The organism is Paenibacillus sp. FSL P2-0173 (assembly GCF_038008045.1).
GTDB lineage: Bacteria > Bacillota > Bacilli > Paenibacillales > Paenibacillaceae > Paenibacillus > Paenibacillus polymyxa_B.
The window spans coordinates 728906-744442 of the sequence record NZ_JBBOYK010000003.1; the positions used below are offsets into that span (position 1 = coordinate 728906).

The 15537-nt window shown below is 46.7% G+C and carries 14 protein-coding genes; all 14 read right to left on the minus strand.

The features are described from left to right. Nucleotides 1-97: 97 nt before the first annotated feature. The gene (locus MKX30_RS19705; protein WP_023991135.1) at nucleotides 98-1384 is read right to left on the minus strand and encodes an adenylosuccinate synthase; all 1287 of its coding nucleotides are present in this window, start codon (nucleotides 1382-1384) and stop codon (nucleotides 98-100) included. Between the two features lie 377 nt (nucleotides 1385-1761). Continuing rightward, the gene (gene dnaB, locus MKX30_RS19710) at nucleotides 1762-3120 is read right to left on the minus strand and encodes a replicative DNA helicase (protein ID WP_023991136.1); all 1359 of its coding nucleotides are present in this window, start codon (nucleotides 3118-3120) and stop codon (nucleotides 1762-1764) included. 2 nt (nucleotides 3121-3122) lie between these two features. Further along, a complete protein-coding gene (rplI, locus tag MKX30_RS19715; protein WP_023991137.1) occupies nucleotides 3123-3566 on the minus strand; it encodes a 50S ribosomal protein L9 in 444 nt (147 codons plus the stop codon). Further along, nucleotides 3563-5551: a DHH family phosphoesterase gene (locus MKX30_RS19720; protein WP_341063308.1), complete on the minus strand. Its 1989-nt coding sequence runs from the start codon at nucleotides 5549-5551 to the stop codon at nucleotides 3563-3565. Before MKX30_RS19720 ends, rplI begins: the two co-directional genes overlap by 4 nt. An 11-nt stretch (nucleotides 5552-5562) precedes the next feature. Then, a complete protein-coding gene (locus MKX30_RS19725; RefSeq protein ID WP_023991139.1) occupies nucleotides 5563-6480 on the minus strand; it encodes a DUF2232 domain-containing protein in 918 nt (305 codons plus the stop codon). Nucleotides 6481-6485: 5 nt separating this feature from the next. After that, nucleotides 6486-6788, minus strand: a complete 303-nt coding sequence (locus MKX30_RS19730) for a MazG-like family protein (protein WP_013312791.1) — start codon at nucleotides 6786-6788, stop codon at nucleotides 6486-6488. 121 nt (nucleotides 6789-6909) lie between these two features. Next, a complete protein-coding gene (locus MKX30_RS19735) occupies nucleotides 6910-7338 on the minus strand; it encodes a CBS domain-containing protein (protein ID WP_013312792.1) in 429 nt (142 codons plus the stop codon). Between the two features lie 45 nt (nucleotides 7339-7383). Beyond that, a complete protein-coding gene (locus tag MKX30_RS19740) occupies nucleotides 7384-8442 on the minus strand; it encodes an LCP family protein (RefSeq protein WP_023991140.1) in 1059 nt (352 codons plus the stop codon). 236 nt (nucleotides 8443-8678) lie between these two features. Continuing rightward, nucleotides 8679-9620, minus strand: a complete 942-nt coding sequence (locus tag MKX30_RS19745) for a D-alanyl-D-alanine carboxypeptidase family protein (protein ID WP_023991141.1) — start codon at nucleotides 9618-9620, stop codon at nucleotides 8679-8681. A 159-nt stretch (nucleotides 9621-9779) separates the two neighbouring features. Further along, nucleotides 9780-10745, minus strand: a complete 966-nt coding sequence (locus MKX30_RS19750) for an ABC transporter ATP-binding protein (RefSeq protein WP_013312795.1) — start codon at nucleotides 10743-10745, stop codon at nucleotides 9780-9782. Next, the gene (locus MKX30_RS19755) at nucleotides 10742-11725 is read right to left on the minus strand and encodes an ABC transporter ATP-binding protein (RefSeq protein WP_023991142.1); all 984 of its coding nucleotides are present in this window, start codon (nucleotides 11723-11725) and stop codon (nucleotides 10742-10744) included. Before MKX30_RS19755 ends, MKX30_RS19750 begins: the two co-directional genes overlap by 4 nt. Nucleotides 11726-11738: 13 nt before the next feature. Further along, a complete protein-coding gene (gene opp4C, locus MKX30_RS19760) occupies nucleotides 11739-12662 on the minus strand; it encodes an oligopeptide ABC transporter permease (protein ID WP_013312797.1) in 924 nt (307 codons plus the stop codon). A gap of 11 nt (nucleotides 12663-12673) precedes the next feature. Continuing rightward, complete coding sequence (locus MKX30_RS19765) at nucleotides 12674-13636, minus strand: ABC transporter permease (protein ID WP_023991143.1); 963 nt, start codon at nucleotides 13634-13636, stop codon at nucleotides 12674-12676. A 68-nt stretch (nucleotides 13637-13704) separates the two neighbouring features. After that, entirely contained in the window at nucleotides 13705-15444 is a 1740-nt protein-coding gene (locus tag MKX30_RS19770; RefSeq protein WP_053326513.1) for an ABC transporter substrate-binding protein, read from the minus strand. Nucleotides 15445-15537: the final 93 nt, after the last annotated feature.

A 15537-nucleotide genomic window follows, 5' to 3' on the forward strand; every position in this document is an offset into this window, starting at 1 on the left:
GGAGGAACCATTTAACACTTCACAGAATAAAAAAAAGAGAGAGGCTGCTAACAGCCTCTCTCCTTGAACATGTATCAATAGCTATATCATTCTTGTCCTACAAATAAATCGGAAGCACCTGATTTGTTTGATCGCGATTACGCCCAACCGAGAAAATAGCAATTGGGATACCTGTCAGATCAGACACGCGTTGTACGTAATTGCGTGTAGTCTCAGGCAGTTCCTCCAGCGTTTTCACGCCAGTGATGTCTTCGCTCCAACCTGGCATTTCTTCATATACCGCTTCGCATTCCGCTAGCATTTTCAGGCTAGCCGGATAATGCGTAATCACCTCGCCGTGGTACTTGTAACCTGTGCAAATTTTCACTGTTTTCAGGCCAGTCAATACATCCAGCGAGTTCAGGGAAAGACCCGTTAACCCACTGACACGACGGGCATGACGCACAACGACGCTGTCAAACCAGCCAACACGACGAGCACGACCTGTAACCGTACCGTACTCATGACCTGTTTCACGAATGTAATCGCCGACTTCATCGTTCAGCTCAGTTGGGAAGGGTCCATCACCTACACGAGTTGTGTACGATTTAGCTACACCGATGACTTGTTGAATCTTGGACGGTCCCACACCGGAACCAATACATACGCCGCCAGCCGACGGGTTGGAGGACGTAACGTACGGATACGTACCTTGGTCGATATCGAGCATAACGCCTTGCGCACCCTCGAACAGTACCTTTTGATTTGCGTCAATCGCATCATTCAACACGACAGACGTATCTCCTACATAAGGACGGATAAATTCAGCATACTCCAGATACTGTTTCAGTATTTCTTCTACGTCCAGCGGCTCGCCGCCGTATACTTGTTCAATCACTTGATTTTTTTCTTTCGTTTGATGGCGCAGCTTCTTTTCGAATTCCTCTGCATCCAGCAAATCAGCAATACGAATACCGTTACGTGCAGCTTTATCCATATAAGCAGGGCCGATCCCTTTACGGGTAGTACCAATTTTGTTAGGACCTTTGCGGTCTTCTTCCAGCACATCCAGCGTCATATGGTACGGCATAATCACATGTGCACGGTCACTAATGACCAGATTTTTTGTGGAAAAGCCATTATCATGAATGTAAGTAATTTCTTCAATAAGAGCGGCTGGATTTACTACCATGCCGTTGCCAATAACACACTTTTTATCTTCATAAAAAACGCCGGATGGAATCAGGCTCAGCTTGTACTTTTTACCGTCAATGAGAATCGTATGACCAGCATTGTTTCCGCCTTGGTAACGGGCTACCACTTCAGCGCTTTCCGCCAGATAGTCCGTGATTTTACCTTTGCCTTCGTCTCCCCATTGTGTTCCCACAACGACTACAGTTGACATGTTTCATTCCTCCGTGGAGTGCCCACAGACACTCTGATTTTGAGCTGACACACTACGCATATCCGACTTCAACCGCCTGAGCGAGCAGATATGGAGCGTTCTCGGACAGCAGGAAAAAACGTCCGTCGCAGACATTCCGTAGGTTCGGAAAGCCCCGGGCGTAATGTTCTCCCCACTGCGTTGAAGCAGCACTATAAGTGTAACAGCACCATTTTTTAAAGTCAAATAAAAAGCGAACATTATATTACATGAAAATAGTATTGTTCGTAATTGAGAGTTTCATTCCTTATATGAAAATACGTGAACCCTATAAAAAAGGACCCTTTCGAGATCGCGAAATCCGCGTCGAAAGAGCCTTTTCTAATGATACTAATATGTTATCCGGCGAACGCATCCGAATGGGCACGCTCGTAATTAGCGAATTTATTATAATTTTTGAGAAAGACCAATTCTACCGTACCGACCGGGCCGTTACGCTGCTTGGCAATGATAATCTCAATAATATTCTTCTTTTCTGTTTCCTGATTATAGTAATCATCCCGGTACAGAAACGCCACGATATCAGCATCCTGCTCGATAGAACCCGATTCCCGCAAGTCACTCATCATCGGCCGCTTGTCTTGACGCTGCTCCACACCCCGACTCAGCTGGGAGAGGGCAATTACAGGCACTTCAAGCTCACGGGCGATTTGCTTCAATGTCCGTGAAATTTCGGATACCTCCTGTTGCCGGTTCTCGCCTGCTTTGCCTCGTCCGTGAATAAGCTGCAAGTAGTCGATTACGATCATACCCAGTCCCTTTTCCGTCTTGAGACGGCGGCATTTGGCACGGATATCAGCCACAGTGATGCCGGGCGTATCATCGATATAGATTTCCGCCTCTGACAAGGCTGCAATGCCCATCGTCAGCTTCGCCCAATCGTCGTCGCCTTTAAATTCACCTGTCCGCATGACGTTCGCGTCCAGATTGGCCTCGGCGCAAATCATCCGCTGCACGAGCTGAGCGGCCGACATCTCCAGACTGAAGATGGCTACTGTCTCTTTTGCCCGAACTGCAACGTTTTGCGCAATATTCAGAGCGAACGCTGTTTTACCTACGGATGGACGGGCGGCCACAATGATCAAGTCATTGCGCTGGAAACCCGCCGTCATCTTGTCCAAATCAACAAACCCGGACGGAATCCCGGTCGTATTGCCCTTGTTCTGATGCAGCAATTCAACGCGGTCAAACACTTCCATCACGACATCGCGGATGGCAATAAAGCCACTACCTGAGCGCCCGTTGGATATCTCCATAATCTTGCGCTCAGCATCGCTCAGCATACCAGCGACATCCTCGCCACTGCTATAGCCTTCGCTCACAATCTGTGTAGCTGCACGAATCAAGCGACGAAGCATCGCTTTTTCTTCAATGATCTGGGCATAGTAATCCACGTTAGCCGCTGTTGGCACCCCGTGAGCCAGCTTCGCCAGATAACTGACACCGCCGATATCCTCTAGCTGTCCCTTGTCCTGAATTTTCGAGGTCAGCGTAACCAAGTCAATCGGCTGTCCGGATTCACCCAGCTCAATCATTGCTTCGTAAATCATCTGATGAGCCTTATCATAAAAGTCCTCGGTTTGCACCCGCTCCATTGCGGTAATCAGTGCTTCAGACTGGAGCAAAATAGACCCGATAACCGCCTGTTCAGCCTCCAGATTTTGCGGAGGAATCCGATCAAAAAATTCGCCGCCCATAATTATTCTTCAGTCACCTGTACTTTCAGCGTAGCTTTGACCTCAGGATGAAGCTTAACGGTCATTTGAGTCACGCCCAACGTACGAATCGGTTCTTCCAGCTCAATTTTGCGTTTGTCCAGCTTGATGCCAGTTTTAGCTACTGCCTCCGCGATTTGCTTGCTTGTAATCGCGCCGAACAGCCGTCCACCTTCACCAGCCTTCGCCTTGAGCTGAATCGTTGTCTCTTCCAGCTTTTTGCCGAGCGCTTGAGCCTCTTCCTTTTCCTCTTGCTTGCGCTTTTCCTCAGCAGCATTCTGATTTTCCAGCGTCTTCATATTTCCTTCTGTCGCTGGACGGGCAACACCACGCGGCAACAGGAAATTCGCTGCATAACCGTCCGACACTTCCTTAATTTGCCCCTTCTTGCCTTGGCCCTTCATATCTTTAATGAATATCACTTTCATTCAAATAACCCCTCTTCCCCATCAATTTCGGCCAGCACGTCGACCACTCTGCGCTTAGCTTCCTCCAGCGGGCAATCCAGCTGAACCGCCGCATTCGTCAGATGTCCTCCGCCGCCTAGCCGTTCCATGACGACCTGTACGTTCATGCGTCCGAGTGAACGGGCGCTGATCCCCACCAGGCCGTCAGGACGTTCACTGACCACAAAGGAGGCCAGTACATCCGTCATATTGAGTAATGAATCCGCCACCTGAGCAATCAGGAGCTGCGGTATTTTCTGTCCGGGCTCAGTTACCGCAATTGCGATATGCCCATATATCATTTTAGCATGCTTAATAATTTCCGCCTTAGCAATATATTCATCCAAGTCCTCTTTTAACATGCGCTGGATCATTACTGTATCTGCCCCACTACGCCGTAAAAAGCCGGCTGCCTCGAATGTACGCGAGCCTGTATGCAGCGAAAAATGCTTGGTATCCACCGTAATCCCCGCCAGCAGTGATGTTGCCTCCAGCGGTGTCAGTTGGACCTTCTCATGGATATATTGCAGCAGCTCGGTCACCAGCTCACAGGCCGATGACGCATATGGCTCCAAGTAGATCAGAACCGAATCGTTAATAAATTCCTCGCCCCGACGATGATGGTCGACAACCACCACCCGGCTGGCCGTTTGCACCAGACGCGGCTCAATCGTCATTGAGGCCTTATGCGTGTCCACCACGACCAGCAGACTGTGCTCAGTCATCAGCTGGAGCGACTGCTCTGGCGTCATGAGCGCTTGCGATAACTTCTCATCCTTGTTTACCTGCTCCATCATTCGGTCGATAGACGGATTGGATTTATCCAGTACGATATGTGCCTCTACATTGTAAAGTGCCGCAGCCTTCCACACACCGATGGCCGCTCCCAATGCATCCATGTCCGGTATTTTGTGTCCCATGATCAGGACGCGGTCGCTCTCCTGCATCAGGTCACGCAGCGCATGTGCAATGACTCGGGCACGCACCCTGGTACGCTTCTCGACAGCATTGGACTTGCCTCCATAAAAGGACAGGCGCTGTCCCGCCTTCACTGCTGCCTGATCGCCCCCACGTCCAAGCGCCATATCTAGACTGGATTGGGCCAGCTCGCCTAGCTCCTTGATGCTCTCTGCACCGAAGGACAAGCCAATACTCAGTGTCATTGGTACTTTTAAATCCGCCGTCATTTCCCTTACGGTATCCAGAATGACGAATCGACTTTGCTCCAGCTCCTGAAGCGCTTTATGATTTAGCATAATGAGATAACGCTCAGAAGATAATCGACGCAAATAAATATTGTACTGATTAGCCCAAGATGTAATCTCGCTTGACACCTTTGCAATAAGCGCGGTGCGTTGCTGATCGTCCATTCCCTGAGCAGCCTCGTCCATATTATCGAGCATGACGATACCGAGCGCCAACCGCTCGTTTTCATACTGCTTGCGTAGCACCGCCAACTCCGTTACTTCATACAAATATATCAGACGCTCATCGGGCACGATCAGAAACTGATAATGACGCTCATCATGCTGTAGCTCCACCTTCAGCTCACGAGCAGGCTCCTTTGTTTCCTTCTTGGTGCTTAGAGCACCTGCGAGTTGAGGAAACAAATCTTGAAGAGACTCACCAATCAGCGATTGCTCCTGGAACATCTCCCCGGCAAACCGATTGTGCCATTCTACCGTTCGATTTTCACTGTATAAAATGATGCCGAACGGCAATGTACTAATCGCTTCCCCTTCCACCCGCTTGATCCGGAAGGAAAGACCGCTGATATATTGATTCAGTTCCCGACGAAAATCCAATTCCGTCTTCAGCATCAGTCCGCCGAGCAAGAATGACAGCAGCAGTCCTATCACACCCAGTTCCCAGTTGTACATGGAAATACATATGACAAGCACCAGCAGCAGTAAAAACGCCCAGACCGTCTGATAGCCGTGCCAGCGTTTTTGTAGAAATTTAGGCATGACTGTTCACCCTATTTCTTTGATCTTGTAATAGCTTCACGCAGCGGAAAGGCCAAATCAATAATACCTATAATGCGGAGCGGCTGGAACACCAGAACGACGAGCGACAGCAGCAACGCAATCACCGGGCTCATTTTACGGCTATGCGTCCAAAAGTATACAAAACCAATCGTCTGGATAATAAAACATGCATGAATCAGCGGTAGCATACTAATGGAAACCATTTGAATCCAGCTGCTATCGGAAGACCCTGCTATCCATTCAATTACAATTGCCAGCAGATAATACCAGATCAGCGCGCGCGGTAGCCTCCACTCGCGAGCAGGCTTCATTTTGCGTACCGGTACATCGAGACTGCTCAATGCCGGACGTGCCAAAGCATGCGTAATCACCGCCAATATGAACGAGGTCATGATCAGCACATACGGAATTTTTCCAATCAGCATTGTACCGAGTTTCTGCGTATCCTCCGCTGTCCAATTCATGTTCGAAAACATCGGATTAGCACTCAAAACCTGCTGTACTATACTTGCCGATATCGCGGCCTGATCACGAAGGTACTGCGAAAGATCAAACCCAAAAGAATACGTAGCGATAAACAGAACAACCAACAACTCGGCTAAAATAATGCCCATTCCGGTCATCAACGCCTGAAAAGCAGGTCCTCCCTTTTTATAAATCCGTCCCATCATTATTGAAGGAATCAGAAAATAAATCGCAGGGAGCAGCGAATACACATCGAGTAGCGCTATAATTAACAGCACCGGTATGACGTGGACCAGAAATCCTTTGAAAGGCAGCGATGAAAACAATACAGCGCCAGGCACAATCAGCAAAAATACGGTAATGATTCTTAATGGTGTCAATAGAGTCAGCAGCAGAAGCAAATAAATGACGCTCCATGCTACAGTTGCCAAGCGGAATTTCAACGTTTTCACCTCTTACGCATATGTTCTTCCAGTGCGGAAATGTCCTGATACCAATCCTCCAGCTGGTGTCCTTCTTTTCTGTGCTTTCTTAGCTTGTCGATGAGTAGATCATCCAATTCACGGTAAGACACTCCAAGGCGCCTCCCCAAAATATAACTGCTCATCACCAAACTCGCCAAACAATCACCAATGCGGGCTGTACTGCCTTCCCACATCGCCTTAAACAGACGGGAGACTTGGTCAAGCACCTCTGTTTTAAGCCATTCAATAACCTTGGCTCGTTTAACTACATCCATTTCTTTAGGCATATGATGAAGAGTCACACCCCTCTGAAAAAGCTTTATTCTCCATTATAGCATATCCTATTCTGAAAATAACTGTTACCCCATAAGGTAAATCGTTATTTTCGGACCAGCTTTGCTGCTTATTTTAGCTTGAAGTATTAAGCGATTCCCTGGACACAAATTTTTCACAATACTCAATAATCTGGCTGCGACGTACAATGCCAATAAACCGTTCCATATCATCTACGACGGGCACAAAATTCTGTACCTTCGCCAAATTAATTAAATCCTCCATGTTCGCGTCAATGGATACGGGCTTCATCGTAACCCGCAACGGAACGTCCTTAAGCATAAACTTAGAAGCGTTTTCAAAGGTGATTTTCCCCTCGGACTCTTTCATATGCCACAACAGATCACCTTCTGTAACTGTACCTGTATATCTACCTTCTTTATCCAAAATAGGAACCGCTGTAAAACGGTGATATTCCATCCGTTCCAACGTTTGCCGTAAAGTAGCATCCGCCGTTACACAAGCAACTTCCTGTTTGGGAAGCAAGAAAAAAGCGATGTTCATGAGAAACGAATCCCCCTCAAAATCAAATATAAATCAATTGATTATTCACTGAATGTCCTGCTTGTCGGGAAGCCTCAGCGTCTGCGGGGTTGTATCGGAATCTAGCCAGTTCGCAATCATAAGTCTGGCATATTCAAGTTCCTGTTCATTAGCCCGGTCATAATACAGGCCCTTCTTCTTGAACCCTTCCCCCGTAATCGTAAAACTTGAAATTTGTGGATTCCCCTGCGAAATAGCCTGCTTGCCAAGCCCAGTAATAAAAGTAGGTTCCATATCGGTTTTGAAATTGGCTCCCATAATATCGAGCAGCTCCGGGATTTTGGTAATTCCGTTGATATTCAGCAGCTTATCGGCCATAGCGTTCAAGAAAATTTGCTGCCGTTTTGTACGGTTGAAGTCGCTATCTTCCCGATATCTAACATAATACATGGCTTCCTCACCATTATAAAGCGGCTTGCCCGCCTCAATACGGAACTTGATATGCAGCGGATTCTTATTCTCAATGGGCTTGTCGATGGGAAGCACAACTCCACCCACTGCGTTCACCGCCTCCTGAATACCCTGGAAATTAATCGTAGCATAATAATCGGCCTTATGCTCCATCAACTTCTCTACTGTAGCCATGGACATATCTGCGCCTCCGAACGCATAAGCATGCCCCAACTTATCAAAATCATCCTCGCCATCGCGATTCGGATCATGTCCGACAATCTGTACGTACGTATCCCTTGGAATGGAAATCAAAAGCACACGCGATTCTGCGGGCCGTACTACTGCATACATAACCGTATCCGAACGACCACGCGCCTTTTCATTTGGCCTTTCATCTGTACCCAGTAACAGCACCGAAAAGGGCTCCTTACGGTAAGCAACTGTCTCTTGCTGCTGCTGTTCACCGGATTGTCGCGGCTGATAGGATTTCTCCAGCTTGCTCTCCAACGTCGGTGATACAAACCAATCAAAAGCCACCAGTGTCAGCTGTTTGCGGAATAGGTAGCCTCCCACTGCAATCAAAAATAAAACAATACATGAAATATATAGAGCGGTAAACCTCTTTTTCTTTTTGGGCTTTCCACTGGTCCTTCTCTTATGTCTTCTCTCCATAACAGGTACCTTCCTTCTTTCCGTCACAAATCCCATCTCTTCATTAAACCGAATTGGTCCCACATGAAGCGAAAACTTCCCCTCAAAGCATAAAAGGTCTGCTACCCTGTTGTCAAAAGTATCATGGCGTGGTCAGCTTCTCAAATTCATGCCAAAAAAGGCTTCGACCTCACGGTCAAAGCCCCAATTCATGTTTATTTTCGTATCCTATGTAGCTTTCAAAATCATTTTCCCCCTTAATGCGGGGCCAGTTTCACCAAATTTTGCAGTCGCACGGGGAAAGAAGTCGACAGGGCAAAACCATAATCGAACAACCTCCGTGTCTGCTCAAAACGCTCCTCCTTGCTCGGTGCACCCAACACCACAGCAACTAGCCGTCTTCCATGCTGCTCAGCTGTACCCGTGAAGCAGTATCCAGCATCGCTTGTGTATCCTGCTTTCAGTCCGTCCGTTCCCGCGTAAGAGTACGGTCCAGCCAAGGAAGGCAGCATCCAGTTCGTATTACTAATGTAGATGCCTTTATCCTTCAACTCCATCTGCGTACGGCTGGACGTTCTCAAAATCTCCGGGTGTGACGTAATCAAATAGGAGGCCAACTTCGCCGTGTCGCTTGCTGTCATTTTCGTTTCTCCCCGAATATCCTCAGGGTGATTCGGCCCCAATTCACTCTGCCCTGCTCCAGAGGCATTGCTGAAGCGACTATCGGATGACAACCCGATTTGGGCAGCTTTTCCATTCATACGCTTCACAAAAGCTGATTCATTCCCTGCTGAACGCTCCGCTAACGCGACAGCGGCATCATTCGCTGAATACACAACCATACTCTGGAACAATTCGGATACGGTCATCCTTTCACCATACCGGAGGGACAAATTCACACCGCCCACCGTACTCGCGTAACGGCTAATTCGCACTTCATCATTCCAGCCTAACCGTCCGGCCCGAATATCCTCCAGCACCAATAGCTCAGTCATGAGCTTGGACATATTTGCGGAAGGCATAGGCGTATCGCCGTTCACATCCATCAGTAATTCCCCAGTATGCATGTCCATCAGCACCGCAGCCTCTGCATCCACATTCGGCTTTCCGATCAACAGGCGGGGTCCAAGCGTAATAAAAATCAATATAATAAGTACCGGGACGACAATAGCCCAACGTAACCAATGTTTTTTCATCATCGTAATAACCTCCATACTTTATTAGACGATGAAAAATCCATTTTGTCTGCAATTTTTCGAAAAAAAGATACAATTTTTTTACCTTTTGTATTCCACGCCAAAATATCCGTCAATTCTGCTTTCAGGATGACGGATATTTTGCTTCCTAATTATTATATTTTAGGCAAAGTGACAGGCTACAAAATGCTGATCGCCCGCATCGCGGTATACCGGAATCTCTGTTTTACAACGTGCTTCTGCCATAGGACAACGTGTATGAAACTTGCATCCTGAAGGCGGATTGGCCGGAGATGGGATGTCTCCTTTCAACACAATCCGTTGTCTCTTGATCGTGGGATCGGGAATCGGTACTGCCGATAGCAGCGCCTTTGTGTACGGATGAAGCGGATTACTGAACAGTTCCTCCTTGGAGGAAAGCTCTACCATTGAACCCAGATACATCACACCAATCCGGCTACACAGATGCTCGACTACACTTAGATCATGCGAGATAAACAGATAGGTCAATTGGCGTTCCTGCTGCAAATCACTTAACAAGTTAATAATCTGGGCCTGAATAGACACATCTAGAGCAGATACCGGCTCATCAGCCACAATAAAATCAGGATTCAAAATCAAAGCCCTTGCAATCCCGATCCGCTGACGCTGGCCGCCAGAAAATTCATGCGGATACCGATCATAATGATACGAGGATAGCCCACAAATATTCAGCGTTTCATTGACCTTCTTCCGCAGCTCACTACGATCAATCAACCCGTGATCCAGCAACGCCTCACCAATGGCTTCACCGACCTTAATTCTCGGGTTCAGTGAGCTAAAAGGGTCCTGAAAGACGATTTGCAACTTCGGACGAAGCGCACGAATCTGCTCTTTGTTTAACGCGTGCAAGTCTTCGCCTTTGTATCGTACCGATCCCTCTGTCTTATCCATCAATCTAAGAATCGTGCGTCCAATCGTACTTTTGCCACAACCCGATTCTCCTACCAGACCGAAGGATTCACCCTTATGAATGTTAAAGGATACATCATCGACTGCTTTCACATGTCCGACAGTACGCTGAAAAATCCCGCCTGTGATCGGGAAATACTTTTTCAGCCCTTCCACTTGAATCAAAGGCTCGCTCATATCCGTTGCCCTCCTTCTTTCTCATATAGCCAGCAGGCAACCTTATGACCATTCTCCTTTTCATTCAAAGGAGGAGCCTGATCCTTGCAAATTTGCATACAGTGGGAGCACCGATCATGGAAATGACAATTTTCTCCCAACTCAATTGGGTTTGGAACCTGTCCTGGGATGGAATAGAGTCGATCCATTTTCTGATTAATGACGGGCTTCGCCTTTAATAAGCCTTGAGTATATGGATGCTGCGGATTTTTAAACAGCTCAATGACAGGCGCCTCTTCAATGACATTTCCAGCATACATAACGACCACATAATCAGCCATTTCTGCCACGACACCCAAGTCGTGCGTAATGAGCATAATGGACGTTTTAAGCTTATCCTTCAAATCCCGCATTAAATCTAGAATCTGTGCCTGAATCGTCACATCCAGTGCCGTTGTCGGTTCATCCGCAATCAATAACTTCGGATTACAGCTTAATGCGATGGCAATCATGATCCGCTGGCGCATACCGCCACTCAATTCATGAGGATAGGAATGAAATATTTCCTCTGAACGTGAAATCCCCACCAAATTAATCAGCTCAATTGCCCGGGCATGTGCTTCTTTTTTACTCATTAATGTATGCATCAGCAATGGCTCCGTGATCTGTTCCCCAATCGTAAGCACGGGATTCAGAGAAGACATCGGCTCCTGAAAAATGATCGAGATGTCATTGCCGCGAATCTGCTGCATTTGACCTTTATTGAGTTTTAGGAGGTCTTTGCCCTCAAACCAGATTTGTCCGTCTGAGGTGTGGGGAGAATCAATCAACCTCATCATCGTCATCGCAGTTACACTCTTACCGCAACCAGATTCTCCTACCACACAGAGCGTTTCACCCTCACGAATTTTAAAACTGACGTCATTGACCGCTTTGACAGTTCCGTTAGAGGTATGAAAGTGGGTTTTCAGGTTACGAAATTCAATCAAAGCATTTTCCATAAACGTTCGTCTCCTACTTCTTCATTTTAGGGTCCAGCGCATCACGCAAACCGTCGCCAATCAGGTTAATCGCTACAACTGTAATTAGAATACACATTCCCGGTGGGACCCATATCCAAGGCCGTTTGCGGAAGTCAATTAGGTTATTTGCAGCCGATATCATATTCCCCCACGAAGGTGTGGGCGGCACAACGCCGATTCCCAAGTAACTGAGCGCAGATTCTGTAATAATCGCACCCGCTACTCCAAGCGTAGCCGTAACAATAATGGTAGGAATCGTGTTCGGCAGCAAATGTCGGAATATTTTGCGACGGTCTCTCAAGCCTAGCGCTTCCGTCGCCTGCATGAACTCCTGTTCACGCAGCGTAAGAATCTGCCCCCTGACCAGACGAGACAAGCTAGTCCAGCTCAAGACCCCGATAATGAGCATCAGAAAATAAATGCGATTCGACGGATCGACCTTCAAATCCGACAGAACAGCACCTAAAATAATAAGCAGCGGTAATGTAGGGAGTGCCATGAAAATATCGGCAATCCGCATAATAACCGTATCCACGCCTTTACGATAAAACCCTGCCAGCGCACCCAACGTCGCTCCAATCATGACCGAAATAAACGTGGCGACCAGTCCCACCGTCAAGGAAATACGGCCGGCCAGCATTGTACGCAGCAAAATATCTCTACCAAACTTATCTGTACCAAGCCAGTACTTAGCATTAGGCGATAAATTTTTGTCAGCTAGCTTGTAATCATCTAAATGATAAGGTGAAATCATCGGTCCAAAACTACAAATGATAACCATCAGAATTAATATAACGAGACCAGCCAAAGCCAGACGGTTTTGGTTAAAACGGCGAACGGCGATTCTCCATGGAGACGCTTCAGGACGGATCGCCGCCTTTTGATTCGTTTCAATCGTGACTGTTTCTGCGGACAATAGTATCCCTCCTACTTCAAGCGAATTCTTGGATCTGCCATGCCATACAATACATCAGAGAGCAAATTACCGATAAGCGTAAGTAACGCTAAGAAAATCGTGAAGCCCAACATAAACGGATAATCCCGCATACTAATCGACTCCAGATAGACCTGACCCACACCCGGCCACACAAATACTTTCTCCAGAATCATCGCCCCACCAAATAAGGCCGGAAGCTCGAAGCCAAGTAGTGTGATGGCTGGAATCAGTGCATTGCGCAGTGCGTGCTTGAAAATAACCGTACGTTCCTTCAAGCCTTTGGCGCGTGCGGTACGAATATAATCCTGACGAATGACCTCCAACATGCCTGTACGGAAATACCGGGTCAGACTTCCTGTGCTCAGCATCGTAAGTACGAGTGTCGGCAGGAACATATGCTTGAGAACATCCACCATATAAGCCCACGAGCCTGGCTCCATCCCTGCTGTGGTCATGCCCCCAACCGGGAGAATCCCCCACTCTAGGGCAAATATTTTGATGACCAATAGACCAATAAAAAATGAAGGCAGCGACATACATAAGAAAATGAATAATGTGACAAACTTATCGAATAACGAATATTGAAACTTGGCTGAAAATACTCCTGCAATAACCGCAATCAGCCAGCTAAAAATAAGACTAAAAAAAGCGATAATAAATGAGTTCCATACATAATTGCCAATGACCTTCGTTACCGGCTGCTTATGCTGTAATGAATCCCCCATATTCCCCTTTAACATATTACCGGCCCATATAAAATAGCGTTGGTATTCCGGTTTATCCAGCCCGTAGATATGTCGTAGCTGCTGCGCCTTTTCGGCCGTCATATTCGGGTTCTGCTTGGCTGTAATATAATCACCCGGCACCATGGCTGAAATCGCAAATACGATAATGGATATGCCAATAAGTGTGGGGATGAGTTGCAGCAGTCTTCGAATAATGTACTGCTTCATATTCATTCCTCCAGACGAATAAAGTGATATGCCCAGCTCGTGAGAGCTGAGCATACGATTGGCAACCCTTATTGAGCGATCTGAGCGTTATGCAGAGTGAACTCAAAATCTTTGTATGGCGTAATTTCTAAGCCAGATACACGTCCATTAACTGGCCACATATCTCTGCGTTGGTACATAAAAATAGTTGGTAGATCTTTGTTCAGCTCTTGATAGAGCTGTTTGTAAATCAATTTGCGTTTCTCTTGATCCAGTTCATGCTTACCAGCAAGCGTTAGTTCATCGACCTTCTTATTGGAATAGCCGATATCATTTTGTGCACCATTCGAAATAAAAGTCGTTGTATCCGGGTCTGGTGTTAAGCCCCAAGCCGCGAAGAACATATCAAACTTGCCTGTGTCCTTTTTATCCATAATGGCGTTAAAATCTAAAGTTTCGGAAGTCAGCTTGATGCCTAGCTCCTTATAGTTATTGGACATGATCGGTAGCAAGGCCTCTACTACTGGGTTATCAGCAGTCGCAGAGAAGTTAATGGTCAACTTTTCTCCGTCCTTTTCGCGAATTCCGTCAGCACCAACCTTCCAGCCTGCCTCATCCAGCAAAGCCTTCGCCTTAGCTGTATCAAATTCATATTTGTTGATACCTTCATCCGTATAAGACCAAGATTCTGTAGATTGTGGAATGTTAATAACATTCGCATATGGACCATACACGCCCTGCACAATCTCCTTACGGTTTAAGCCAATCGTTAGAGCCTGACGTACTTTAGGGTCCTTAAATTTCTTTTCCTTATGATTAAACGCAATATATCCATAGCCGTTTGTCGGCATAATATTCACGTCCAAGAAGCCCAACGCCTTTAATTCCTCTACATTGTCTTCAGTAACTGTGATGTTGTCCATGTCCGTTTCACCTGTTTGCAGCATAGACAGGTTTGTTTCTTCTGTTGTTGTTTTGAAAATAACTGACTTCACTTTTGGTGCGCCTTTGAAGTAGTTTGGATTCGCATCAAATACGACTTGTTGACCCGGGGAGAAGCTCTTCAGTACATACTGACCAGAGCCGATTGGCTTATTATTAAGCGCCTTGATGCTGTCCAGGTTACCCTTTTTGAATCCTTTTCCATAATAAGCTTCTGGCATGAAGTATTGCTCACCCAGAAAATCCTTTGTATACGCTGTTGCTTCTGTAACGGTTACCTCTACTGTGTTATCATCAATGACTTTGATACCAGAGATATCATTCGCCTTGCCATCGTGATACTCTTTACCGCCTTTAATCTTAAAAGATAATACATCTGTTTCTCCGTCATAATTTGGATCATGCAGTACCTTGAGGACAAAAGCATAATCCTTCACTGTTACTGGGGTACCGTCACTATACTTCACGCCTGGTTTCAGATGGAATGTATATTTTAGACCATCCGGCGATACATCAACCTTGTCAGCCAAACTATTTTCATATGTACCATCCGCCTTCACCTGTAAGAAGGAATCAAATACTGTTCTGACTACATATAAATCGTAAGTCGTTTGCCAGAATAGCGGGTTAAATACCCCTTTAGGTGATGTCATACCTACTACAATGTTATCTTTCCGATTAGTGGCTCCCGGAGGATTTTGCGTGAGATCAGTCGCTTTAATAACGCCCTCCGTAACGGGTGCAGTTCCTTCATTTCCCTCTGTTTTATTATCCGCATTGCCTTGCTGTGGCTGTGCCTCATTAGCACCCCCGCTACATCCTGCAAACAGAACACCAACGATCGTAAGCACCATAAGCAAAGAAACCCATTTCTTCGTCTGCATCATCCTGTTAATCCCCCTTAGTCGGTTCTTTATTTAACAGCCTGTCCCATTCCTGCGGTGATTCGTTAAAGCTTGAGGTTTGAAAATGAAGTTTGC

Bases quoted from the DNA above. Each gene is read 5' to 3' on its own strand.
- MKX30_RS19705 (WP_023991135.1), bottom strand. From the start codon at position 1,384: ATGTCAACTGTAGTCGTTGTGGGAACACAATGGGGAGACGAAGGCAAA.
- dnaB (WP_023991136.1), bottom strand. From the start codon at position 3,120: ATGGGCGGCGAATTTTTTGATCGGATTCCTCCGCAAAATCTGGAGGCT.
- rplI (WP_023991137.1), bottom strand. From the start codon at position 3,566: ATGAAAGTGATATTCATTAAAGATATGAAGGGCCAAGGCAAGAAGGGG.
- MKX30_RS19720 (WP_341063308.1), bottom strand. From the start codon at position 5,551: ATGCCTAAATTTCTACAAAAACGCTGGCACGGCTATCAGACGGTCTGG.
- MKX30_RS19730 (WP_013312791.1), bottom strand. From the start codon at position 6,788: ATGCCTAAAGAAATGGATGTAGTTAAACGAGCCAAGGTTATTGAATGG.
- MKX30_RS19735 (WP_013312792.1), bottom strand. From the start codon at position 7,338: ATGAACATCGCTTTTTTCTTGCTTCCCAAACAGGAAGTTGCTTGTGTA.
- MKX30_RS19740 (WP_023991140.1), bottom strand. From the start codon at position 8,442: ATGGAGAGAAGACATAAGAGAAGGACCAGTGGAAAGCCCAAAAAGAAA.
- MKX30_RS19745 (WP_023991141.1), bottom strand. From the start codon at position 9,620: ATGATGAAAAAACATTGGTTACGTTGGGCTATTGTCGTCCCGGTACTT.
- MKX30_RS19750 (WP_013312795.1), bottom strand. From the start codon at position 10,745: ATGAGCGAGCCTTTGATTCAAGTGGAAGGGCTGAAAAAGTATTTCCCG.
- MKX30_RS19755 (WP_023991142.1), bottom strand. From the start codon at position 11,725: ATGGAAAATGCTTTGATTGAATTTCGTAACCTGAAAACCCACTTTCAT.
- MKX30_RS19765 (WP_023991143.1), bottom strand. From the start codon at position 13,636: ATGAAGCAGTACATTATTCGAAGACTGCTGCAACTCATCCCCACACTT.
- MKX30_RS19770 (WP_053326513.1), bottom strand. From the start codon at position 15,444: ATGATGCAGACGAAGAAATGGGTTTCTTTGCTTATGGTGCTTACGATC.